The following is a 25,307-nucleotide window of genomic DNA, read 5'->3' on the forward strand; positions in this document are numbered from 1 at the left end:
GATATATCCTTGATCACATAAGCTTTTCAACGATCATCACTTGCAAGCTAAGATAAAGTTATCTTAGTTACGTAAAGCACTTTATAGTTAGATTCATCTGGGGATTTTTATGCGCAGCTTTCGAGTTTTAACAGTTGAAGAGCTCAAAGTAGAGCTCTTTAATACATTCAATCGCCATCAAGTGGTTGATCGCTGCTATCGCAAAGATCTCAATGGCAATTGGTTGATAAGATCCGATCCATTCATCGATGACTGGAGTGCCGATGAATATGCTTTTCTCTGCCAGTGTCTCAAGAACACACTACTAACCAACGGATTTGTCTATGGAGCCTTTGAAGGTAATGAGCTTAAGGGCTTTGTATCGGTAGAATCAGAGATCTTTGATGATGTGCAGCGTTATGCTGATATGACCAGCCTGCATGTATCAGAAGAGTTGAGAGGGCAAGGGATTGGCAAAGCCTTGTTCATGGCCGCAAAAGAATGGGCTAAGCAACATGGCGCTATGAAGCTTTATATCTCAGCGCACTCGTCCATAGAAACTCAAGCTTTTTACCGCTCCCTTGGCTGCAGCGATGCACTTTCACCCAATGCCAAGCATGTAGCAGCCAAGCCCTTTGACTGCCAACTAGAATGCCCTCTATGACAAACACAAGTGATTAGAAGGCAAAAGATATTCGCACTCCAAAAAGCTCAGCCATACCAAAAACACCAGGCCACGCATAGTGCTTAAGGCTTTTCAATGAGAATAGCTCTTTGGTGCTTAAGGTTTTTCTGGAAAGTCGCTTTTTTCTTGTAGCTGACGATCGGCCTCATCAAGATCAATCACTGAGCTTAAGTTACTGTTCTTAATTGATTCGCGTTGAGCTTGAGTGACAGTACGGGCCTTACCTTCCCACCATTTCATATGCGGCTTGGCAGCTTTGAGCTTGTCGATCTTAATGAAAATTGAATCGGCACTCTTACCATCCTCCTTGACTAATCCAGGAGCAAAGAAGAAGCGCAGACCATTAGCTGTAACAATGAAGTTAGATGGCCGTAATTGAGTTGCTGAGATCACCACTGGCAAGAGCTTGGAGTTGTACTTTTGGTACTTCTGTTCGATAGCACGTGCACAGAGCATGGCTGCTAGTTCATGGTTTTCAAAGAGATCTTTGAATGGAATGAACTTACCTGTACGACTATCAAAGTTGATAGTCTCAACAATTAAGATCTCATTATCCTCTGGAGGGATGCGCTGTTTGAAGATCGTAAACAGCGTCATGATTGGATCGCCAGGTGGTGAGTATGCACTCATAGTTACATGTTGCTCACCACGCTCTCGCTCTTGATAAGTAAGAAAGTTATCTTGCTCTAAAAGCTCGGCATTATTCATAAAGCTATTGGAGTAGTTAGTTACCATGTCTCTTTCAAAACGTCGAGCATAGTAGTTAACTAAACGAGTACAAATAGGCTTAAAGGTAATGTCTTCACAGCGCTTAGGCACTCTAATGTGAGAGACGCTAAAGGTACGCTCGATAGTAATATTCTTACTTTCTGGATCGTTCGACTCACCTCGTAAAGCCTTTTCATCTGGAGCACGTGTCTTCTTTCGCCCCGTCGCATTGATAGCGCTATCCCCTGCTTTACTTTCAGCAACCGCACCCACCTTAGCACTAGAATCAGCTGCAGTTGCCTTACCTGCAGCTGCTTTGGCATCAGCGGCACTTACCTTACTTGTAGCTGCTTTGGCATCAACTGCTATTGTCTTACCTGCTGCTGCATTGGCATCAGCTGCTATTGTCTTACCTGCTGCTGCATTGGCATCTGCTAAAGATGCCTTTGCATCTGATGCAGATGTGGTGGCTGTATCTGAGGGTACTTTTTCTACGGCAAAGCTAGGTGCGCACACACAAGATACTGCTAAGAGTAGTGCAGTCACCAGCTGATTGCGTCTTAAGCAAGCTTTGAACAGTGCCATATCAAGACCCTCACAAGAAAAACTAACTTAACATTATCACTAAACAATGTGCAGCGCTATAGGCTAAAAGAGCGTGCCTGATAAAGACTTATCTATAAGCATTTATGTAGCACTGTGGCTAAACGCATGGTAATTGCCCAATTAAGCTTATCCTACTTTTATGCCTAAATGCGGCAAGATAACAGCATCATAGGCCTCACACAGTTTTTCGAAGCTTACAGTATTAGCTGGTGAGGTTGACGGTAGTGCATGGTAGTCAAAGACTAATTTCCCTGTCTTAACCTCTTCGAGCGATAAAGTAGACTTCTTAAACGCCTTAGCCGCAAACCCACCAGCTGTAATCACACAGCGAATACTGCCATGCTTCTTTAAAAGCGAGGCGATATCGGCATAGGTTGCAACTTTGATGTTTGAGTCTAGCGAGCCATTACGAACACAGCTATCAACTGTATCCCACATTGCAATACCTAAAGTAGTTAAAGCAGCCTTGCGCTCGCTGACGCTAACTAGTGGCAAGGCCTTCTCTACTGAGGAGTGATTGTACAGTGCAAGATAGCGAGCAATAAGCTTAAACATGCGATTTTGCGGATGAGCATAGTAAAAGCCCTGCTCTAAGCTTTTCACTGAAGGCATGGAACCTAAGATAAGTACCTTAGCTCCCTCAGGTACAAATGGCTCAAAGCCATAAATGCGCTCTTCACAAGAGATTGCTTTAGCATCGCAAGATGTAGAGCTTTGTCCATCCTGGATAGCTTTTCTTGAAGCTTGCTTGATAGCAGCTTGCTTCTTTGCTTTAGACTCTTGCTTGCTTGACATATACACACTACCTCATCGCATCAGTAACGCTCCGACCCAATAGCTATCTGTGCATGCCAGGCTCTACATTCGATAGACATATGGGCGCTATGCTACCTATGCTTATAGACATATGGACGCTAGGCTACCTAAGCTTATAGCTATCTGTGCATGCCAGGCTCTACATTCGATAGACATATGGGCGCTAGGCTGCATAAGCTTATAGCTATCTGTGCATGCCTAGCTCTACATTTGATATACGTATGGGCGCTAGGCTGCATAAGCATATAGACATATGGCCATAGCTAAGCACGTTCATATTGAATAGCTACTGATTAAGGCGCACTTTGGGACTCTAGTCAATGATGACGGCACCTTCTACTTTGCACACCTCATGGCCAGTCTTTGCAACTAATGCTTCAAGATCATGGCGAGCAATATCTACTGAAAAGTGATTGTCCAGAGGATGGCAGTTCACTAGATCAAAGTTATCAAGCTCAACTGGCTGCACGTACTTAAACTGCAGATTTAGATCATTGAGCAGACAAAAAGGACTTACATGCCCTGGTGGAATACCAATGTAAGTAAGATCACTTACTGAAGCAAAAGAAAAGCGTGGCACACCTAAGGCGTTGGATAAAGCTTTGAGATTTGCTCTGTAGTGAAGCGGCAAGGTGAACAAGTAGAGATCACGATTCTTATTGGTAAGCACCAGATTCTTAAGCATGGTGCCCTTCATGTCAGGCAAATCAAACTCAATATCACCATGAGCAATAGCATCATGTTGATAGATGGTGTAGTTAATATTCTGCTGATCTAATAATGGCAGCAGTGTGTCCTTAATGTACACGGCGTTTTCCTACAAAATTAGTATGAATTACAAGCTTATCTTACTGATGCAATGGCGCTCTTATTAGAGCGATGCAGCAGTGGCACGGCATTGAGCGACATCAAAATCACAAACATGAATGCCACGCAAAATGCATAAACAATATAAAGTCTCAGAGCAATAAATGGCATGCCTGGATCAAAGTAAGAATGACCAAGTACCATTGCCTCAACGGCGATAACTCTTAAGTGCGCATAGTAACGCTCAACGACTACAAACACGGCATATAAGATACTCATCAGCACAGCAAAGCCTGGTAAGTTTCTAAAGAGCACAGAAAAAGCTGTTTTAAGCGGGCTAATGGATGCTACATCAGCGCCATCTACAGTGGATGCAGTGCCCTGTTCACCACTCTTGTTTGCAATGTTGTTAATACTATCCTTGATAGCAGCTACTACGATGAGCGCAAAGATCACAATCAAGGTTAAGAAGATCACGATGCCGGATATGGTTAGAATGTTATTTACCGCGTTGGCATAATCAAGCTGTTCTGTAGTTGCAATTTGAAGCTGCTTTGAGTTTTTTGCTTTCTCTACATAGATCATCATGGCATTGGAGATAGCAAAGCCAGCAGTCACAAAGACAGAAAAGAAAATAGTGTAGTAAGAAAGCAAGCTTAATGATAAGAGCTTCATATGTGCTGCAATAAAAGCGCTAGTGTTATAGCTTGATAGTGCTGTAGCTACATACTCATGCTTACGCTTAGCTGCATCTTCATCAGATTGCACCTCATCTTCAATGCGCTGTGTACGTTCAGCGACGTTTACAGCTTCTTTCATCTCATCACTAAGTAAGACATCATCAGAACTAACTGCAGAGCCACTTGAAGCTGCACCATTGATCTTCCCCGTCGCTTTACCAGCTGCAGCTTCATTGGCAGCTTTATTGGCAGATTCCTTAGTGGCGCTCGTACCCTCTTTATTTAAAACTGTATCAAAGGCACCTTTCTTGGTATGAGTAAGTCTGTAGTGCCTCGAGAGCACATGCAACAAGTACAGTGGCAAAATGATAGGCAAGAGCAAAATCAGTGGAGATGCAATCAAACAGTAAATTGGACAGAGCAAATACCATGGCAGGCTCTTGCTATAGCCAGTAAGTCCGGTAAACAAGGCCGCTAATGGTCCGCCTATTCCTGTAGTAATTGGTGAAGGAAAGATTGAGCTCATACCAATTTGTCCTGTTGATTAACGATGCCAAAGTGAAAAGTTATCTTAGACGCTCATAAAAGCAACGTCAATTGCCATCACGCGCAAGCCAAAGCGCGGCGGTTTTTGGCCATCACGCGCAAGCAAAAGCGCAGCGAGTTCAAGTCCATCTTACGCAAGCAAATGCACTGCGGTTTTTGGCCATCCGCGCAAGCAAGTGCGGGGCTGTTTATGGCCATCCGCACAAGCAACCGCTGGCCAATTGCTGTTAGAGACTGCTTGGCAATTGTATTTTTGGCATGTCTATCATACGCAATCTATCTTAGCTAAGACTTTAGTATGCAAGATAGCGCTGTCGAAAGTGCTAATTGAGGGACATGCTTTGTGGCGTAGTTTGAGGTTATGGGCAGGATTGAGGTTATGGGCAGGATGAATTTGGGTGGTCTAAAAGCAACAAAGCCGTCTTACTTTGAGCAAGACGGCTTTGTGTTTAGTTAAAGATCAAGCTTAATGCTAGATGCTTTAGATTCCCGATACGAGAACTGCGATGATAATCATCACTTGAGGCGAGAGGATACGCAAGAACATGGTTACTGGGTAAACAGTTGCATAACCTAATGAAGAAGCCTCTGGGTTTGAATGCAGACCGTTAGCAAAAGCAAGTGCTGGAGGGTCTGTCATGGAGCCAGCGATCATACCGCACAGCACGAGGTAGTTAACCTTGGAGATCTTGTAAGCCAGGATACCCACAGTGATGATTGGGATGAAGGTAATTAAGCTACCACACAGCATCCAAGTGAAGCCAGGGCCCTGAGTTAAGGTTGCCCAGAAACCGTTTGCACCTGCACAAATACCTACGATAGATAAGAACAGGGTAATACCGATTTCACGCAGAGCTGACAGACCAGCTGCTGGCATGTACCAACGAATGCGTCTAAAGGTCCAACTCTCACCAAAACGAGACAGTAAGATAGCCATAACCAGAGGGCCACCAGCAATACCAAGCTTTAAAGGAGCAGGAACGCCAGATACTGGAATTGGGATGGAGCCAAGGAGAATACCTAAGAAGATACCAATGAAGATTGGTAACATGGCAACCTTGTGCAGCTCAACTACGGAGTTACCTAAGATCTTAGAAGCGGCATCAATGTGCTCTTTAGTACCGATAACGTTTAAGTAGTCACCAAACTGCAGCTTCATGTCGTGTGATGGAATAAATTGCACACCAGCACGAATGAGTCGAGAGGTTACGATATCAAAACGCTCTTCTAAGTGCAGTGACTCAAGTGGCTTACCAATGATGAGGTTATTGGTTACTAAGATACGCTTAACGGTCTTGTTAGTACCACGAGTAGTGGTGAACACGCTATCTGCGATCTTACCGACTAAGGTAGTAGTTTCATCAAGGTGCTCTTTGTTACCAACTAAGTGCAGCACGTCGTTTTCGTGGATGATAGTATCGTTGTGAGGAACAATCAGCTCGTTGCCACGCTTAATACGTGAACATACGATGAGCTCTTCGCGGATACCAGCAATATCGCCAAGCTGCTTTTCAAAGAACTTGTCGTTGAGCACAGTTACGTTAGTAGTAACGATAGTGCCCTGACCAGCGCTCTTAGACTCTAAGTACTTACGGCCTTCTTCTTCAATGTTAACGCGGAAGAAGACACGAATTAAAATCATGGTCAGTAAGATGCCGCATACACCAAATGGGTAAGCCATAGCGTAAGCTGATGGAACCACAAAGGTGTCGAAGCCTTCTGCCTTAGCATCGATGCCTTGCTCAGCTAGGACTGTCTGCATATCTGTAATCATCTGATTTGCAGCGCCCAGGGCAGGGGTATTAGTGATTGCACCAGAGTACATACCCACCATGGCGTCGATCTTTACGATACCGATGAAGTGGAGAGATAAAGCAACGGTACAACCCATTACGATGATTACAACGACCCAGCCGATTAACTTTGCGCCCATAGAACGTAATGAGGCAAAGAAGCTTGGACCGACCTGTACACCAATGGCATAGACGAACAAGATCAGACCGAACTCTTGAACGTAGCCTAAGATTTCACCCTCTGAGGTTAAGCCATCTGGAGTTCTGACGGTAAGACCGAACCACTCATTGAAGAAGTGACCAACCAAAATGCCTGAGAACAGGACACCGCCGATACCTAAGCCGATACCGCGATAACGCACTTCACCTAGCAAAATACCTAAGATGGCAGCTAGAGCGACAGTCAGCGTTAAAAAAGGAATTGTTGCCATAAACTTTTCCTAACCAAACACCTGCCGTACTAAAAGCCTGATGGCCTAAAAGCACAGATTGCAAACATACAGCTATAAATCAAGGGCAGTTTTAGGTGCTGATTAAAACCATCAGCTTGAAAAGAGCGCACAAGATTTGTAAGTAGCCTAAGTTATACCAAGACTAAACTTACTTAAGCTGCTGAAAGTTCGAAGAGCAACTATCCCCAAGGAGTTCTCATGTAGCTCACCTTAGAGCCTTCTACTGCAAATCTTTGCACAATAAGGACTTTTGCGTTGCTGCAACAAACTATCACTCGACTACTGCAAGTTGCAAAAAATAATCACGCTATAGGCTGCAAAACCATAGCTTCAAGCTGTGGTCATAAACAAGCAAACTTTTGTCCAAAAACCTGATATTTATGCTATTTATTAGCAACAAACATCAGTTTTGGCAGCGTAGTAAGTTTTGCAATCATGTCAGTTGCAACTTGTTATTTTCGTCAATTCTGTGACTTAAAGCAAGGTTATTTATATCTAAGTTATCCTAGCTTCATTGTTTCATTGCCATCACAAAAATTGATGTGAAATATCGCTCCCCAAAACATGGCACGAATAACCGCATAGCAATAGGCTTTCTACAAAATTTTGCAAAAACTCAGCGGCGATCTTGCCTTTTTGCATCACCATAGAGCACAAGAGCGAAATAGCCTGTTAAATCTTTGATAAACCTTGCAAATAAGCCAATTAACATAACTAAAAAGCTTAAAACTCTCTCTGCAAAATATTGTGTTGCTTTGTGCACACTTTATGTGCATACAATTACCATCAATCTATATGTAAGATGCCTTTGTACAGATATAAGCTTGTATTTATCGCAAAAGGAAGTTATGCAAAAATTTGCAGTAAAACTTGCATTAAAACAATGCGACCACCTCACCCTACTTACACCAACTACTGTTAATTGCTCCCTGCTAGCAATCAGCAACAGCTACCACTTACACAAGTCACATAAGATAGCTATATTAATGTGTTCTAAGATCTAACAAGAGTATGGTTAGAGGCTAAACAAACAGGCTGAGTTAACACTTACACATGTACTTTGTATGCCGTACTCTTTATGTGCTTTATTAGTTACTAAATGGTTAGATTAAGGCTTTGCATATGAGCTTTTTAACAACTAGCCAGCATAGCTATGCATATTCGTAAGCCATCGAGTGTAAAAATCTCTTGTATTGTGCTTTGCATGCGTATGGACGCATACAAATGTGCTAATCTAGCCACTGAGCTTTAGAGAATATGTTAATAATTAAGTCTCTAACATCATGGTACCGTGCACATAACACCGAGGTATGCCTTGTTAATCCGCAAAACACACGAAGATGATCTGCCATACTTAGACGCTATTTTCGATACCTGCAGAGCCTACATGGTCGAACAAGGTAACCCAACTCAATGGGATAGCAATTATCCAACTTCTAAGGTTGTAGCCGAAGACATTAAAAACGGCACTGGCTATGTTTGCGTCAAAGAGATCACCAACGAGATTTTGGCTACCTTCTGTGTCGGTGATTATGAGGCTGAATACGAGCACTTACGTGACGGCAAATGGAGTGCTGATCGCCCATATACTGTTATTCATCGTATGGCATCACTGCCAGGCTCAGGTGCAGGTCAGTTTATCTTTAACCAGCTCATGCAAGAGCATGAATACATCCGTATCGATACCCATGCAGATAACTGCACCATGCTGCATATTCTGCAAAAGCTAGGCTTTCGCTACTGCGGACTAGTAACCTACGAAGGTTATGGTGATCGCGTTTGCTTTGACTACTTACGCGATGACAAATAAGCAAGATCACCGATCTATTCAACAGATACATATTGGGGAAGAACATGTTACAGATTAGAGAAGTTGCTCAGTCTGACTTTGAGCGTATTGATGAGCTTTACGATCAAGCACGCGCCTTTATGTTTAGCTACGGCAATACCACTCAGTGGACTAATGGCTTCCCAAACAGTTCAACCTTAATTCCGGCCATGGAAAAGCATCAGGCCTTCGTCTGCTTCGATGATGAAAAAGACAATAAAGTAGTTGGCGTCTTTGTGCTTGCTGACGATGAGCCTGTCTATACTCAAGATACAGTTAAGTGGACTATTGACGCTCCATACGTTGTAATCCACCGTCTTGCCTCAGAGCCTGGATCTGGCGCTGGTCAATTCATCTTCCGCCATGTAATGGATAACTATCCATACATCCGTGTGGACACTGGTGAGAGTAATAAGCCTATGCTCCACCTGATGGACAAATTAGGCTTTAAGTACACTGGCACTGTTTTTTATGACCGTCCAGGCGGTGGCATCCGCGTAGCTTACGACTACGTACGCCCATAAGCACACCAGATACCTGCCTTTTTATATAAGCTACGGCCCCGCGCCGTAGCCTATCCACCACAATCTGCAGCGCCGCCGCCCTCTTTTCTCACTCAGACTAATCTGCAGCACCCTGCCTTCTCATCTCGCTCCGACTAATTCTTTAGCACCTGCTCTACAATTTCTTTGCTTAGGTAAAATCCACTAATTTGTGGCGATCTTTCCTTACTTGCGCAAAATACAAATCCCACCGCGTCCGAACGCTTAAATTTGCTCATTAAAGCGATGGGATTGTACATTCATTCTGCCTTTAGCCTTGCACTGGGACTAGCGCACAACAAAAGCTTGGCGGCTGTGAGTTGATCTTGCTACTCTCACTGGCAACGGCAGACGCGAACGTATGGAATATCGATAATACGATCATCAATGGGGTAGCCGATGCGCTCATAAGTAATCGGAATATCGTTTAAATATAGATTAGCAATACGCATGGCGACATCTGCAACAGCATTTGCGTCATTGTACACAGAGCCTAGCATGGTGCCGCGCTCAACCGCATCGATTGCCTCAGGCAATGCATCAATGCCCACTACAGGAATATAAGGCACTTTTGGCATGGTTGCCCTCATAGCTTTAGGATTACTGTTATTAGCCTCGGGCACATTAACACCGCGTGGGATGTTATAGCCAAACTTATACAGGGCATGAATAACTCCTAAAGCCATAGCATCATTATTAGAGACAATCAGCTCAATGTTCTCAGGTGACAAATTATTCATGATATATGTCATCTTGCTTTGAGCTTTAGCTGCGTCCCAATGCGCATACACAGAGTCAATTGCCTTGAGCTTATATTGAGAGTCGCGCATAGTATTAATAAATGAATTGGTACGTATAGCAGTGTCGTGATGCGCTGGATCTCCTTGGAAGATCAGATAGTTGATCTTGCCATCTTTATTTTTATCGGCATCTGGATGGGTTTTAAGGTAGCTAATTACTATTTGCGCTTGGATCTTACCTGCGTCCTGTGCATTTGAACTGACAAACCATGCTTTATCAAAAGAGCCAAAGTTGGTCATATCTGGATTGCGGTTAAAAAAGATAATTGGAGTGTCGTGATCTTTTGCTAGCTCAAGCAGTACATGCGCTGTCTCAGTATCCACAGGATTGACCAAGATTGGATGATGGTTACCCTGAGTTTCAAGAACTTTCTTAACCTGCTCTATCTGAGTCTTGGCATCAACATTAGCATCGTGCTGACGCAATCTAATACGCTTAGAAATGGCAGTATTTTGCAGCTCAACACTTAGTTGACTCAAAAACAAGTCATTGAGCGTAAAGTAAAAGACATTAATCTCATTCTTTGCAGCATGAACAGTGCTTGTAAAGAAACTCATGGCACATGCTAACGCTATTGCGCCTTTCTTAAAATACCCCATAGATCACTCCTTTCTTCCCTCATTATACGCATAAGCAAGGGCATAATGGATCCCATCTGAACTTGACCACATAGACTATGATCTATAAATACATTCTGTACAGTTTTCATAGTGACATTGAGCTCTATTAAATTATAGACAAATTTATAGAAAGCTACAGTTTGTACTAAGCATTGACTGCACTTGGCCACTATAAGAACGACGAGCTTACTGTATCTCGATAATAACGATAAGCTGGCTGTATCTCGATAATAACGACGAGCTTGCTGTAGCTCGATAATATCGACGAGCTTGTTGTAGCTCGATAATAACGATGAGCTTGCTGTATCTCGATAATAACGAAGAGCTTGCTGTAGCTCGATAATAACGATGAGCTTGCTGTAGCTCGATAATAACGATGAGCTGGCTGTATCTCGATAAGAACGACGAGCTTGTTGTAGCTACATAATAAGTAAAGGCTTGCGCTAGTGCATAACTACGCTACGCTGGCTTAATAGAATGCAGAAGAGCAAGGTAATTTTTGTCTTAATGGTATGCAGAGGCGCAAGGCAACTTTGAGCTTAATAGTTAAATTCATTGCATACCAAGTTTGAATTAACTACCTCACCTTTGATCTCAAAGAGTTCAGATATCGACAAAGTTTTGTTTGACTCTACAGTGGTACGTATAATGTAGATAGTTTTCATTATGCACAAAGAGGCGGCCATGTCACTTAACAGCACTAGCGATAATCAATCATGTGAGCGTGAAATCTATATTGGTCTCATGAGTGGTACTAGTATTGACTCTCTTGAAGCTGCCATGCTTTTTGTTAGCACTAAAGATCATGAGATCTGCGATCTTAGCATCGGTAAAGTGGTCTCATATGAGTGGTTAAGTGACGAAAAAGAACTACTGCATGGACTGTGCGATCCTTATAGTCGTTTTAACAATGTACAAAGCCAAGCTCAAGGTGCACAGCTTATTTCTCAGCGCAGTGCTCAATTAGTCAATGATTTACTTAAGATCACAGGCTATAGCGCATCTGATATTGTAGCGATCGGATCGCACGGCCAGACTATCTTTCATCAGCCTGAAAAATCTATTAGCGTCCAAATTGACAATGGACCAAATCTAGCCGCTCTTACCGGCATCGATGCGATCGTGAACTTTAGAGCTGCAGATCTAGCTGCTGGCGGTCAAGGTGCACCGCTTGCTCAAATCTTTCACTCAGCCCTCTTTGGTAAAAACAATCGCCCTGTATTCATGCTCAATTTAGGCGGCATTGCTAATATCACCGCTTTAGATGCAAAAGGTAATATCATTGCTGCCTTCGATACAGGTCCTGCCAATACGCTCATTGATCTTATTTGTCGCGAGGCTTTTAATGAGCCATATGACAAAGACGGTAACTACGCCCGCTCAGGTAAAGTAAATGAGCTTTTACTCAACGCCATGCTCACTCACGAGTACTTTGCTACTCCATATCCAAAATCCACAGGTCGAGAGCTCTTTAATGCCGAGTTTTTAAAACGTTTTGATGCTCTTCCTGACTTTAATAACTCATCTCGAGAGGACATCCTCAACTTACTTGCAACCTTAACTGAGCTTACTGCCTGTACCGTGCTAGATGGCATAAAACAAGTAGTCACTAGTATTAACTCCACAGCAAAGAGCAATGCTTGCAGTGATGCCCAATCCTATACTTCAGATTCTTGTGAGCTTATAGTGGCCGGCGGTGGTGCTGATAATGGCTATATGATGGAGCGTTTTAAAGTACTAGCTGATGCAATGGGTCTTAAGCTCTCCATTAGCAGCATTAAGCAACAAGGTATTGCCCCACAATCTCTTGAACCTGCTGCATTTGCCTATTTTGCAGCTTTATGTACTCATGGTATTCAAGTAAACCTCAACAGCAGTACAGGTGCTAAAGCTCCATCCATCTTAGGCTGCATTTGTCCAAGTATAAATGGCCACTTTGTGCGCTCACTCAGAGCTAAATAACAAAGAGTAGAGTGCTAGATAATAGACAAGTTGCATTAACTGTGCTTTATCTTTCCCCGCTTGTCTGTGCACTGCGATCGAGCTTAACTTGTGATCTTGAGGATTTTGTTTTGCACACTGTCCTGAACCTAAGTATTTTTAGCTAAACTTGTAGCGCTGTTTTATAACAGCTAATGCGAGCAAAAGATCAGTAGCTTACTATGCTTACTTAGCAAGCTTAGTAATGCCCAAGCCTTTAATTGGCAGTGTGGTACTTAAAAAGGTTGCATAGCTTATTTTAAAACTTAGGCTTAGTACTCTAGTTATTGTCTATGTTTAAGACTATGCGCCGTAATTGGGATTTCCAACACTCAAAGCAATGGGAGATTGCCTGTGAACACATTAACTATGGTGACAATTGCTGTCATTGTCATTCTGATCACGGGACTGATTATTCCACTGCGTATGTCCATACGTAGCAAGCTTATTATTAGCCTATTACTTGTTGGTGGCATGTGCCGTAATTACATCTACCTTGTTGTGGGTGGAACAGCCTACGATCCTAATATCCCATACAATCTGTACTTTATCCTTGAGATGACCCGCAGCATCCTCATTACTTTAGCTGCACTCGTGCTCATTAGAGTGGTCATCAATCTTGTCTACAAAGCCATACGTGTCGACTATCGAGCCTTCATAATTCCTGCGCACTCGCTGTTCTATCTTATGATCATGCTGTCCATCGCAACAGCTATCTCAATTTACGGAACCGCCTGTACTTACAGAAAGCCAAACTTAACTCACTATCAAGTTAAGATGGATAAGCTCGCTCCTGAGCTTGATAAGCTGCGTATTGTAGTGCTTAGCGACATGCATATCTCTTCGCAGTCTAATCCATCATATGTTGCGGATATCATTGCTCGAGTTAACCGTCTTCACCCTGATCTTGTCTTACTACCTGGTGATCTTATCGACGGTCAAGTGCACAAACGTCATGCTCTTGCTAAGCTCTACTTTGATTTACGCGCCAAGTATGGCGTTTACTTTAGCTCGGGCAATCATGAGTACTACTCTGACTATAACAAGTGGCAAAACTATCTTACGCAAGGTGGCCTCATTAGCCTTGATAACAAAGTAGCCCACATTAAAGATGAGCATGGTAATACCATTTTGACTTTAGGCGGCGTTACTGATCCTAAGGCTGCTAACTACAACCTGCCAATGCCAGATATTACAGGTGTGAAAGCTATGCTCAAGAGCAAGGCCCCAACCATTGTGCTCTCACATCGCCCTGCCTATGGTGATGATTTCTCTACAGGCGACAATAAAGCCGATCTCGTAGTCTCAGGACATACCCATGGCGGCTTGATGAATATTGCCGCACCAATAGTTTCATTTCTGAACAATGGATTTGTCTCAGGTCACTACAAGGTCAATAACACCAATGTCATTGTTAGCCGTGGTATCAATGTATGGCAAGGCTATCCAATGCGCTTAGGCGTGCCTAATGAGATTGTGGTGATCTCCTTAAGATCAAAGGTAAAGCCACCTAAGGGTACTATCAGCATGACTAAAGCATCTGAAGTAGCGCTTAAAGAGCGTGAAGATAAGCAAAAGCTAGAAGATGCTAAAGCTAAGTTACATGCTACTCAAGTAACAGCGAATAACGCTGCTATCCAAAGCAAGCCAGGCACCTTAATCCTAAGCGGCACTCGCTCTGATAATGTGAAAACAAAGAGCAATGAGCTTACCAATGGCAAGGCAGAAGATAGCACTAGCGAGCTTAATGCCTATGATGAAAGCGTGATGGACTCATCCATTATGCGTGCTGACGGAGCGGCAACTGATCTGCAGATCATATTACCAATGGTCAATATCGAAAGTGGCGAGATCTCACGTAAGGTTACTGATTTAGCCGTACTACCAAAGAATCTTACCTACGATCAGAAGCGTCGTATTATCGATATTCTTTCTGAGGGCACTGCACTTGCCAAACTCCGTGAGCAAGAGGAGGCTAAAGCCAAATACGATCAGCTCTTAGAAGACAAGATTAACATTCTGCCAATGGGCTATAGCCTCGATGTTAGAGAGTCAATAAACTCACACAGAACACCTTCGCAAATGCAACAAGAGGCTCAAAAGCAGCAAGATAAAAACAAGCACAAAGCCTCAGCAAAACAACAGCAAGGCAACAGCTTTGTTAAAGATGAGTATATGGATGAGACCAGACTTACTAGCAAACTGCATCAGCAAGTCATTACTGACGATGAGACCTTATTTAGACTTGAAAATGAGAGCATGTCAGATGTGAATGATATTGCTGCAGAGTATGGTATCTCCATCGGCACCGGCAATATCAACCAAGCAGACCATGGTGTTAATGACCTCATTGAAAAGCAGCAAGTGCAGCGCAACCTCCCTGAGGCCCCAAGCGGCGCATCCGAATAATAGCGCCTTTCAAGGCTGTTGCGGCGCATCTTATTAGGTTGCGGCTGCCATTCTATTGCGGCGCATCCGAATAATAGCGCCTTTCAAGTCTGTTGCAGCGCATCTTATTAGGCTGCGGCTGCCATTCTATTGAGGCTTATATGTGTAGGATGACTCTGCCAAGGCTTTTTCATCTGCATTGATGAGATTGCTGTTGGCAGGATTTCTTTGCAGCAGCTAGTAACAAAAAGGGCAAGCTTAGAGCTTGCCCTTTTTGCTTAGGTGATATGAGGCACTTTTCTAGCGGCGAGTAATACCGTAGGCATTACGTGCTTGGTAGTTGGCGTAATGCGGGCCTGTCGCACCGTTGTTTTGCAGATCGCTAAGAATATCCAGCTGATCTTGGCTTAAAGTGGAGACGGAGTTTAAGCCTCCGGCCACGACCTGACTCAAGATGTCGGCTGGATTTTCATCAGCGGCTAAGCCCTGCTGAGGATTGTAATTGCCACCAGGAGCTTCAATGCTACCTAAAGCCATTGGTGCCATAGCAACTACATCAGACATACCTGGATTCATAGCTGTAACTGCTGAGAAGTTGGTTGCACCTCGCGCTGAACTGCCTACCGCGCCAATAGAGAGTGGTCCACCACGAGCCGGAGCAGGAGCTGTCATTCTAGGAGCGCTACCTACCATGGTGTTTACATTAGCTCCGGCTGAGGTCATTGGAGCTGATGCAAGCGGGGCCTGAGCAGGAGCGTGTGCCTGAGCTTGGGCATGGGGCTGAGCTTGAGCTTGTGCCTGTGCCTGTGCCTGAGCTTGTGCTTGAGCACGAGCTGCAGCCTCACGGGCTGTACGAGCTGCGATCTCAGCAATCTCATAAGGATCAGCCTTCTCATGACGCTCTGAAGTGGCAGAACCAACTGCACCAATACGACCTTGCTCAGCTAATGCCTTACGACGTGCACTATGTACTGCAGCAGCTGCAGCGGCAGCACGAGCGGCATTAGACTCAACATTATTATCTGATGCCAAAGCACCAGCATAGGCATCAGCCTCTGCTTGTGCTGCACGAGCAACGGCTTCACGTGCCTCGTTACGAGCCGAGGTGTTGGTATTAGCACTCATCATGCGAGCAGCATTAGGCAAACGATCACGACCATGTAAAGTTACGCTATCGTCAGCGAGCTCTTCATCAATATCAGCCTTTAAGTCATTGATGTACTCACTGTTACCAGAGAGATTATCAAATGACATAGCATGAGCGATCTCTTGAGATGCGCCCATTGCATCAGCACTATTGTTGATAGTTGCACGAGCACTCTGAGCATAAACAGTGTTGTTATCATCACCACTTAAGCCTAAAGCACCGGCAAGAGCTGACTCATAATCAGCATCCTGAGCGACATTAGATGAAGCTGCAACTTGAGCCTTACGTGCCTGATCTTTGACTAAATTCTCTTTGATGATGCTATCTGCTAAACGGTCGATAGCCTCAAGATTTTGTTCAAAGTTATCAGACTCTAAAGACTCTAATGCCGCATCATTATCAAAGGACTTGCCATCTTCTGTTGAAGCAGCCAGAATCTGCGCTAAGCTCTCTTCTTCATCTTTTTCATCATCGTAGATGTCGCTGTCATTAGACTTAGTTACATCTTTGATTGCTGAGGCGTTAGCAAGGCTTTCGGCAAGCATTTCTTCTTCATGCTTTTCCTCTTCAACTTCAACACCACCAGAGATGATCTTAGCTAAGTCCTCAGCCTCACCGATATCAACCTGAGCAGATACTACCTGTTCAGACTCATCAGGAGTTAAAGCGCCAAAACTTAAAGAGAGACTTTCTTCTTCATTCTTCTCATCAGAGCCTTCTACAGCACCGCTGATGATGCTTCGTAAACTTTCAGCCTCATCTTTTTCTTCAAAGTCAGTGCTGCTTGCAACTTCAGATGGTGTGCCATCAACATCTTGAGTGTATGACGGTTCTGATTTCTTGCCCATAATGGACTCAATAACCGCACGCTCATCACTATCTAAAGCGGCTGACGGACTATCAGCGCTTACAGCTAATGCTGTATCGGCCTTAGCTACAGCAGCGCCACTACCATCATGTTGTGCATCAGTAGAGCTATGGTCGATGATGTCATCTGAGCTCTTAAAGCTATCAGAATCGCTCTCGGCTCTAAATGGAGCGCTGTTATCGATAACCTTACCGTTCTCATCAACCTCGTAAAGCAGCCTTAACTCATCTTCGCTAAGACCAGTACGGGCAGATAACTCGGTTAAGGAAACACCAGCTTCAATAAAAGCATGGGCCTTATCTAAGGTAGCGATATCAATACCAAATGGCTTTTCGTCCTTTTGCTTACGCACATAGTCCTCATCGTAGATCATATCTACAACAGGAGCATTGCCATTGTTCTGCTCGCTATTAGAGTAAGCAACATTAGCTGCACTCATGTCACCGGTAATGTCCTTACCACTAACTGAGTTGTCTTGAGCACCATTGCTTACACTAACCTTAAGCTTATCAACATCTAAAGACTCGCTTGGCACAATATCAATAGTCAGCTGAGTCTTATCAGTAGCTTGTGATAATGAGTCTGATGCTACTTGCTTAGTTGCGCTCTCATAAGTTGCAACTTTATTAAGTCCCTTGCCAAAGCCTGGCTCCTTATCTGAGGAGTTTAAATTGATATCGCAAGAGTCTTCATCTACAGTAAGTCCTGAGGCGCGGTTATACATGCGCTCCATAGACGGCATCTTATTGTCAGCCTCTTTGCGCGATTGCACTTGAGTACTTGGTTTAGACTCGTCTAATGGCTCGGCCTTATCACTAGAAATAGTGATATCAGCTGAAAGAGAGCTCAAGGTGCTCTTATCAGATTGGCCATCTCCACTTGCAGCTAAAGAGCTATCAGCTATTGATTTTTTAGACTTAGCAAGCATCTCACTTTGGCCAAAGGTACCAGCTAAAGCGGCACGCTCAGCATCATTAAGTGCAGTCTCAGGTAATACCACCTCATCCATATATGATGGAGTGCTAGACATCATTGCGGCGCTGCTAGCAAACTCATCATTATCTGAATCAATGCCCTTAGCTAGAGTTGCATCTACAGTGTTGATGATGCTGCTAGCGGCATTAACCACATCATTAAGCACAGCGATAGCATCGCGCTTTGAGCCATCTTGGGATGCATTTAAGGCATAGGCATCCTCTTCGCTCAAGCTATTGCTTTGAGCGCTTTTAGCATCAGTGCTTGCTGTAGCTACTAAGTTGCTCTTTGAGTCAGATAATTCATTGGTAAGATTTGCTTCAGCTTTGTCAGCATTAAGAGCTGAAGTTGGACGAGGCTCTACCTCAACCTCGATGAATGTGCCCTCATGGGGTAACCCCTGCCTGGGAGCTCCAGACGAGCCTCCTAAAGAATGAGTTCTATCGCCAGGATCGGCACCAAAGGCCATACCTAATGGGTTTAAAGGATCACGAGTGCTACCTTGACGGTTAGATCTTTGATTAGAGTGGTTTTCTTTCTTGCTTGCATGTGATGTATCAGCTTGAGCATTGGCCATGTGCTCACCAATGGTGGCAGGACCAGCATTTGGATCGATCTTAGAAAAATCGACAGTGCCCACTAACTTAGCAATATCAGATGCAGTTTGGGCAAAGGATGCATCAAAAGGCTCATCTTCAGCACTAGCATGATTTTGTGCAGCAAAGGCTTGCTGTGGATCATACATACCATCATCAGAGGCATCATTGTGCTGTGGTGCATAAGTAGACTTTGCATCAGACATGACGGAGCGCGCAGCCTGCTGCTGTGCAGCACGAGCTTTTTTACGTGCTTCACGAGTGCTAGACTCTCGGCCCTGATGAGAAGCAGATGGAGCGTTATTCGATGAGGCATTGTTCTCATGTGAACCGCTGCTACGCTGAGCTGCACTTACTGCAGCATTGCCAGGGAGCGCAGCCATAAGGGTCTTAAGCTGAGAAACAGCATGCACCAGACCTTGCTGATCTTTTTGAATACCTTCAAGTGAGCTAGCTTGCTCCTCACGGATCTTATCTACCTCATCGCAAATCTGAGAGATGGTGTCCTTGAGATTGTGCTCTTCTCCATCTTCATCGGTGAACACAATATCCTCAAGTCTATAGCGTTGCTCAGGTACTTTTAGCTCGCCACGTGCTTTACGTCCAAAGAGTTCATCTAAGGAACGTTTGGCATCTTCTAGAGCTATTTCACTAACTTGCAGACGCTCCTGCAGCTCATCAATTGTATTCTCTAATCGTGCACTACGACGGGAATTTAAGATGAATGAAACTAGCACTAGGATGATAACTATAAACACTACTCCTGCAAGGTACAGGGTTAGCAAACTTGGCGCTGAATAACTACCGTCCACAACGAAAGTCCTGTCTAGAAAAATACCTAAGCTATGCTAAAAAGTTAATAATTGCACGATAAGACGCAATTGTTATTACAAGCAAAGCAAAAGGGCTATGGTCAAGCTACATATTACGGGCGCACATCACCATCTAACACCATAATGATGTCAGATCACTTTAGGCACGCCACTTCTAGTGAAATTCTGAGAGGCAAATTATATCACGTTATCTAAAATGCACAGCTTTAAGGCTACATCTAACGTATGTTTAACTGTCACAATTTGCGCATTTGAACAAACAGATTATGACCTGTTGTAAGTTTGATTTTACTTGCCTTAGAAAAACAAAAGCCTCGCAATGCGAGGCCTCTGTAAACTCATGCAACGCAGCTTACGCTGCCTTAACATTAGTTTGAAATGTTGGCGATGTCCTGCCACTCTTCTTCAGTAAGAAGCTTGTACAGGTCGATGAGGATGAGCAGATCATCTTCACGATTGCAAACACCGCAAATGAACTTAGCGCTCTCTTCGGTACCTACGTTAGGGGTATCGTCGATCTCATTAGTGTTGAGGTCAACTACTTCAGCAACAGAGTCAACTAAAATACCAACAACCTGACGCTCAGACTCGATGATCATGATACGGGTGTTATCAGTAATCTCTGATGGTGGCAGACCGAAACGCATACGGGTATCAATAACAGATACTACGTTACCACGCAGGTTGATAATACCTAATACGTAAGCTGGTGCACCAGGAACTGGAGCGATGTCAGAGTAACGTAATACTTCACGAACCTGCATTACGTTAACACCGTACATTTCACGGTCGAGCTGGAAAGTTACCCAACGTAAAACCTCACCCTGGCTGCTATCTGGATCGTAAATTGAGGTTGAAGTTGTCTCTTCATTAGCCATTTGTATAAAGTCCTCTGAACTCAATCTCCAACTCTACAACATTATGTTGGAGAATCCCCCGACAAGCTAAAGGTATTAAACCTAATGCATCCTTATGCTCTGATGATCAAAGCAGGAGTACTGCCTTATGACAGTAGCATAACAATGCTAGCAGCATGATAGCAAAACAAGCTGTTACACAAAAGTAACCCTTAATGCTTAAGCTGCTCTGTCTATAAGTTCAGTATACCCTTATCGGTCTACGCTGATTGCACGAACGTGCTCAATTCATGCCTAAACTACACTAGATTGACCTTGATGTGACTAATAGACTTATCATCAAGTCTTAAGTCGCATTATGAGCCACTATTTTAGTTTATAGGCGGTATATATAAGCTGCATGGCAATAAAAAACAATCACCTGCGCCTAATGCATTGCTCATAGCACCGTCAAAATAACTAACACTTTGTGTAAGTCATGTATAGTGCTATCCTCATGATTATAGCCTAGAAAATCGTTTGCTTACATGATCAAAGGCAAAATATTGAATACAAGTGCGCCTAAAGTGCCGATTGCAACAAGCTTTTTGACAAAAACCTAGTTCCAACATGCCCAACGAGTGATCATAAAGGCAAACTCGACTAATCAATAAGCGAACAAGCAATTCATCTCTGTGCTGCTTTTGTAAAACATTTCAGTACAACTGCACCAATAACATACCAAAAATATATCTACCATGGACAGTAAAGTACGCCAAATGACCTAAGACAGCAAGGGCCGCTAAATGGCCATGGACAGTAAAGTCCGCTAAGTGGTCTAAGACGGCAATGGCCGCTAAAATGCCATGGACAGTAAAGACCGCGAGCGGATGATTACTGTTCAGCGTTATAAAGAATTTTACGTTGGTGCTCGATGTGAAATCGTGAGTGTGCATCATCCGGTGTTTGCTAAAAATATTGGCACTATTGTAAAAATCGTTACGATATACGATTCAGGATGTGTGGAGTTTTTTAAAATGCTGTTTAAATGGAGTGATGGCCCATTTGCTGCAGCCTGGCCGTTCGTGACCAGTTTCCTTGTACTGGCTACTCTCACTTACATTATGGCAACATGGAAACCCAAAGTGTCATAGATAGAATGAATGCGTTGGCATTTCTGATTGTATAATGTCAGTTAATTTCTAATTGTAAATTATAGAGGGTTGAATATGAGTATGGATCTATCTCATCTGGCCGAAATGACACCTTCTGATGAAGCACGATTTTTTACCGTTTTTGATAGACAACTTGGATATGATGCAGGTGAAGAAGCCCGTGCTAATCTTCTTAGTGGCGTACCTATTTATTACGCTGAACGAAATACACCAGAAGGGTGTGTTATAAAAGAATATCCAGATGGTCGTAAGGAACTGGTGAGTTTCATGACTGGTACAGAAAAAGTAGTTGAGGTTAAGCCCTGATGCGTCCTCAACTCTGGGTTATTGCAGGGCCTAATGGTGCAGGAAAATCTACCCTAGTTAAGCGACATATCCTTGGTAAAATAGAGGTTGTTAACTGCGCGGGAACAAGGTATAAGCAATCGAAAGGCAGGAGAGCAGGCACTTTTTCTGCGCACGGAAAATCTCAAAAATAGATGTACTTTCGCTGTAGAAACGACACTCACAGGAATGGGGGAGATTAAGTTAATGCAGCTTGCTGCGACTGCAAGTTACAAAATTAATTTAATCTATGTGGGGGTAAAAGATGTAGGAATGTCAGTAGCTCGCGTTAACCAGCGTGTAAGCCTTGGTGGTCATAATGTGCCTGTTGATGATCTTTTCAGACGATACGAGCGTTCTGTAACCAACCTACCTAAAGCTATGGCCGTGGCTGACCGGGTATGGGTATTTGATAACAGTTATAACAGACGGCGATTACTTTTCCGCACAGAACAAGATAAAACAAAGTTCATTTCTAATGATTTGCCTGATTGGTTTAAAAAAGTCGCTGGGACAGAGATTGAGCAGGCCAGAATGAAAAAGAAGAAATTAAGTCGTTAGTTAAATGTCTAAGGATAAACCGGCTATAAGCCGGTTTTTTTTTGATAATCTCTTTTACACACACTTGTGTTTAGCTAAATATTTTATTTAACTAAACGGGGTTCCGTGGGAATTTCTGCGATAACACCCGCTAAGCGATTTCTCCCTGACGGAAATCACTTAAAGGACATAAGGCAGCAAGGGCCGCTAATGCGGCCCTTGGCAATCATATTCTTTTGTATCAGTGCCTATAAGAACTAACTAAGCGTTCTTAGTGCCTTTAGTGCCATTGTCACCTTTTTCTTCGGTGATATTACGCACTAAGTCTTCGATATCTGCACCGGCCTCAAATAAAGCGATTAAAGCCTTAACATGCAGTAAGGCGCACTTCTCGGCAGTTACGATACCAGCAAGCCATGGACGGTTACCAGGAATCTCACGCCACTTGATCTGAGAGCTAGTTAAAGTACGGTTACCCTCTAAGACGTCACAGCCAATAGACCATGGAGACATGCCTAAAGATATTAAGTAAGGGTACTTCTCTGGGCTTTGCTTAATATCTGGCTTAACCCAACGTAAGGTATCAACGATATTAATCTTATCGCCACGAACATCAGTAATACCCATGAACCATGAAGGCTTACCAAAGAGGTTGGTAATCTTATCGCACTCGAAGATACCACCAAGGTCGATAAGAGGTACAGCAAAGCGTACGCCCTGAACTAAGAAGAACAGTACCTGGAATTGCTCGCCAAGATCAACGTTCTTCCAATCCTTGTTAATAGCGTGCAGCTTATCAGCCATACGCTGTTCAGCAGTCTGAGGAGGAGCCTTGGTAACCTGCTCAATCTTCTGAACTTGCTCAACTTTAACCTCAGGCTCTGCAACCTTAGTCTCAACCTTGACCTCAGGCTTTGCAACCTTGGCCTCAACCTTGACCTCAGGCTTAGCAACCTTGGTCTCAACCTTAACCTCAGGCTCTGCAACCTTGGTCTCAACCTTAACCTCAGGCTCTGCAACCTTAGTCTCAACCTTAACCTCAGGCTCTGCAACCTTAGTCTCAGTAGCAGTCTGAGGAACAATGGTATTAAGCAGACGCTGCAGTCTTTCGCTATCACCAGGTTCAGCAAACTCAAGCTCTTTAGCAGTTTCAGTCTTAGTTGCGGTCTGCAGCTGTGGCTCATAGCTTACAGCTGAAGACACTGATGAAGAACTCTCATCGTCAGCAGAACTTTGTGCAGCAGCGATCATGGCTGCGTCGGCTGCGCTTTCAGCAGTGGCAGCATCTGCCTTGTCCTTTTCCGCCTGCTCTGCTGCAGCGATCATGGCTGCATCTGCTGCGCTTTCAGCAGCGGCAGCATCAGCCTTGTCCTTATCAGACTGCTCAGCTGCAGCGATCATGGCTGCATCAGCAGCGCTCTCGGCTGTAGCAGCAACTGCCTTGTCCTTTTCAGATTGCTCGGCTGCGGCGATCATGGCAGCATCAGCAGCGCTCTCGGCTGCAGCAGCATCTGCCTTGTCCTTTTCAGATAGCTCGGCTGCGGCGATCATGGCTGCATCGGCAGCGCTCTCGACTGCAGCAGCATCTGCCTTGTCCTTTTCAGATTGCTCGGCTGCAGCGATCATGGCAGCATCAGCAGCGCTCTCGGCATCAACAGTATCTGCCTTGTCCTTTTCAGATTGCTCGGCTGCAGCGATCATGGCTGCATCAGCAGCGCTCTCAGCATCAACAGGGATCTCATTGGCGCTTTCAGATGCACTCTTATTGCCACTTTCAGATGCGCTTTGCTCAGCATCTTCCTGAGCTAAGCTTTCTGCTACGCTTGGCTGTGCAATGCTATCAGATGATGACTCAGGGCTCTGTGCTCCCTTATCATCAGCAACATGCTCTGCATCTTCAACACTAGTACCAGAAACCACCTTCTCGATAACGATCGCGTCATCGGTAGTATGGGTATGAATAACCTCAGTGCTATCAGGTGTGGTGGTAACAACTGTTTGAGTCTGAACAGCTGTTGTTGAAGAAGTCGTTACGCTGCTTGTAACTGCCTTTGGCTGAATGCCGATTTGCACAAACTCGCTAGTGCTTGGCTCTTCTTCATCAATAGAGATGAATGGCTCTTTAGAGATCGCATCATAGTCACGATCGACTGATGAACCTGTAGCAACTTCTTGCTCTTGAGCTTGGGTTGCAGATACAGTCTCATCAGCAGCTGAAGAGATAACGATACCCTCAGTTGAAGCCTTAGCACTTTCTAAGTTAGAAGGCTCTGTCTTAAGAGGTGCAGACTGCTCATTAAGCCCCGTAGAGACAACACTCTGAGTAACAACTGCAGCGTTAGTAGCGCTGACTGTTAAGGAGTCGCTGCCTGCAATAGTCTTAGAGGATACTTCACCTTGAGCACTCACAATAGTGCTTGCAGCGCCAGTTGATGCTAAAGCTGCATGGTTAGCGTCAATAGCGGCATTGGCACTCGTAAGTACACTTTCATTGGCTTCTTTTGAGTAGGAGGATTCGTCGGCAGGTGCAGCCTGCATGTCCCCTTGTTCTTGGAGCTCACCGTTAAACTCCTCATCATCTACTTCAGCAAGCATTTGCTGGAAGTAGGCAATGAGAGTTTCCTCTTCACGGTCGTGATGACTTGGAGCCATTACAAATTCTCCTTGAGCAGCTTATTAGCGTGCCTACTAAAAGACCTGACCTTAATCTTGGCAATTTAAAGATCATCAGTCTTAATACAAACCTGCACTTTCACTAACTGCAGCTTTGCCAAATGTAATT

Annotated in this window: 17 protein-coding genes; 8 read left to right on the forward strand and 9 right to left on the reverse strand. The window is 44.1% G+C overall.

Features of this window, described 5'->3' with window-relative positions; genetic code table 11:
* Positions 1-109 precede the first annotated feature (109 nt).
* Complete coding sequence (locus RDO37_RS07825; RefSeq protein ID WP_308498682.1) at positions 110-643, forward strand: GNAT family N-acetyltransferase; 534 nt, start codon at positions 110-112, stop codon at positions 641-643.
* Positions 644-760: 117 nt separating this feature from the next.
* On the opposite strand, the gene RDO37_RS07830 is transcribed toward RDO37_RS07825, so the two are convergent.
* From RDO37_RS07830 to RDO37_RS07850, 5 genes are all read right to left on the reverse strand, one after another.
* Positions 761-1,957, reverse strand: coding sequence for a hypothetical protein (locus RDO37_RS07830; RefSeq protein ID WP_308498683.1), 1,197 nt, complete (start codon positions 1,955-1,957; stop codon positions 761-763).
* 147 nt (positions 1,958-2,104) lie between these two features.
* Positions 2,105-2,773, reverse strand: a complete 669-nt coding sequence (locus tag RDO37_RS07835) for a DNA-deoxyinosine glycosylase (protein WP_308498684.1) — start codon at positions 2,771-2,773, stop codon at positions 2,105-2,107.
* 334 nt (positions 2,774-3,107) lie between these two features.
* The gene (locus RDO37_RS07840; protein WP_303074323.1) at positions 3,108-3,602 is read right to left on the reverse strand and encodes a YbaK/EbsC family protein; all 495 of its coding nucleotides are present in this window, start codon (positions 3,600-3,602) and stop codon (positions 3,108-3,110) included.
* A gap of 35 nt (positions 3,603-3,637) precedes the next feature.
* A complete protein-coding gene (locus tag RDO37_RS07845; protein WP_308498685.1) occupies positions 3,638-4,807 on the reverse strand; it encodes a hypothetical protein in 1,170 nt (389 codons plus the stop codon).
* Between the two features lie 501 nt (positions 4,808-5,308).
* Positions 5,309-7,051 carry a putative transporter gene (locus tag RDO37_RS07850; protein ID WP_308498686.1) on the reverse strand — a complete coding sequence of 581 codons (1,743 nt, stop codon included), beginning with the start codon at positions 7,049-7,051 and terminating at the stop codon, positions 5,309-5,311.
* Between the two features lie 1,336 nt (positions 7,052-8,387).
* Between RDO37_RS07850 and RDO37_RS07855 the strand changes: the two genes are divergently transcribed.
* Positions 8,388-8,882, forward strand: coding sequence for a hypothetical protein (locus RDO37_RS07855; protein ID WP_027940312.1), 495 nt, complete (start codon positions 8,388-8,390; stop codon positions 8,880-8,882).
* A 44-nt stretch (positions 8,883-8,926) separates the two neighbouring features.
* The gene (locus RDO37_RS07860; protein ID WP_308498687.1) at positions 8,927-9,424 is read left to right on the forward strand and encodes a GNAT family protein; all 498 of its coding nucleotides are present in this window, start codon (positions 8,927-8,929) and stop codon (positions 9,422-9,424) included.
* Between the two features lie 353 nt (positions 9,425-9,777).
* On the opposite strand, the gene RDO37_RS07865 is transcribed toward RDO37_RS07860, so the two are convergent.
* Complete coding sequence (locus RDO37_RS07865) at positions 9,778-10,800, reverse strand: galactose ABC transporter substrate-binding protein (RefSeq protein WP_308498688.1); 1,023 nt, start codon at positions 10,798-10,800, stop codon at positions 9,778-9,780.
* A gap of 747 nt (positions 10,801-11,547) precedes the next feature.
* Here RDO37_RS07865 and RDO37_RS07870 point away from each other — a divergent pair.
* The gene (locus RDO37_RS07870) at positions 11,548-12,825 is read left to right on the forward strand and encodes an anhydro-N-acetylmuramic acid kinase (RefSeq protein ID WP_308498689.1); all 1,278 of its coding nucleotides are present in this window, start codon (positions 11,548-11,550) and stop codon (positions 12,823-12,825) included.
* 372 nt (positions 12,826-13,197) lie between these two features.
* Positions 13,198-15,252 carry a metallophosphoesterase gene (locus RDO37_RS07875; RefSeq protein ID WP_308498690.1) on the forward strand — a complete coding sequence of 685 codons (2,055 nt, stop codon included), beginning with the start codon at positions 13,198-13,200 and terminating at the stop codon, positions 15,250-15,252.
* 279 nt (positions 15,253-15,531) lie between these two features.
* Here the strand turns inward: RDO37_RS07875 and RDO37_RS07880 are convergent, their stop codons facing one another.
* Positions 15,532-19,629 (reverse strand): hypothetical protein, encoded by a 4,098-nt coding sequence (locus RDO37_RS07880; RefSeq protein WP_308498691.1) that lies wholly within the window; start codon positions 19,627-19,629, stop codon positions 15,532-15,534.
* Between the two features lie 389 nt (positions 19,630-20,018).
* A complete protein-coding gene (locus RDO37_RS07885; RefSeq protein WP_044121343.1) occupies positions 20,019-20,528 on the reverse strand; it encodes a chemotaxis protein CheW in 510 nt (169 codons plus the stop codon).
* A gap of 824 nt (positions 20,529-21,352) precedes the next feature.
* Here RDO37_RS07885 and kleE point away from each other — a divergent pair.
* The 3 genes from kleE to RDO37_RS07900 all read left to right on the forward strand — a co-directional run bounded on the left by kleE (position 21,353) and on the right by RDO37_RS07900 (position 22,546).
* The gene (gene kleE, locus RDO37_RS07890; protein WP_308498692.1) at positions 21,353-21,640 is read left to right on the forward strand and encodes a KleE stable inheritance protein; all 288 of its coding nucleotides are present in this window, start codon (positions 21,353-21,355) and stop codon (positions 21,638-21,640) included.
* A gap of 75 nt (positions 21,641-21,715) precedes the next feature.
* Complete coding sequence (locus RDO37_RS07895; protein ID WP_044121344.1) at positions 21,716-21,967, forward strand: hypothetical protein; 252 nt, start codon at positions 21,716-21,718, stop codon at positions 21,965-21,967.
* Between the two features lie 87 nt (positions 21,968-22,054).
* The gene (locus tag RDO37_RS07900) at positions 22,055-22,546 is read left to right on the forward strand and encodes a zeta toxin family protein (protein WP_308498693.1); all 492 of its coding nucleotides are present in this window, start codon (positions 22,055-22,057) and stop codon (positions 22,544-22,546) included.
* Between the two features lie 240 nt (positions 22,547-22,786).
* On the opposite strand, the gene RDO37_RS07905 is transcribed toward RDO37_RS07900, so the two are convergent.
* Positions 22,787-25,177: a chemotaxis protein CheW gene (locus tag RDO37_RS07905; RefSeq protein ID WP_308498694.1), complete on the reverse strand. Its 2,391-nt coding sequence runs from the start codon at positions 25,175-25,177 to the stop codon at positions 22,787-22,789.
* Positions 25,178-25,307: the final 130 nt, after the last annotated feature.

The sequence above is a fragment of the uncultured Anaerobiospirillum sp. genome, assembly GCF_902485895.1.
In the GTDB taxonomy this organism is placed as follows: Bacteria; Pseudomonadota; Gammaproteobacteria; order Enterobacterales; family Succinivibrionaceae; genus Anaerobiospirillum; species Anaerobiospirillum succiniciproducens.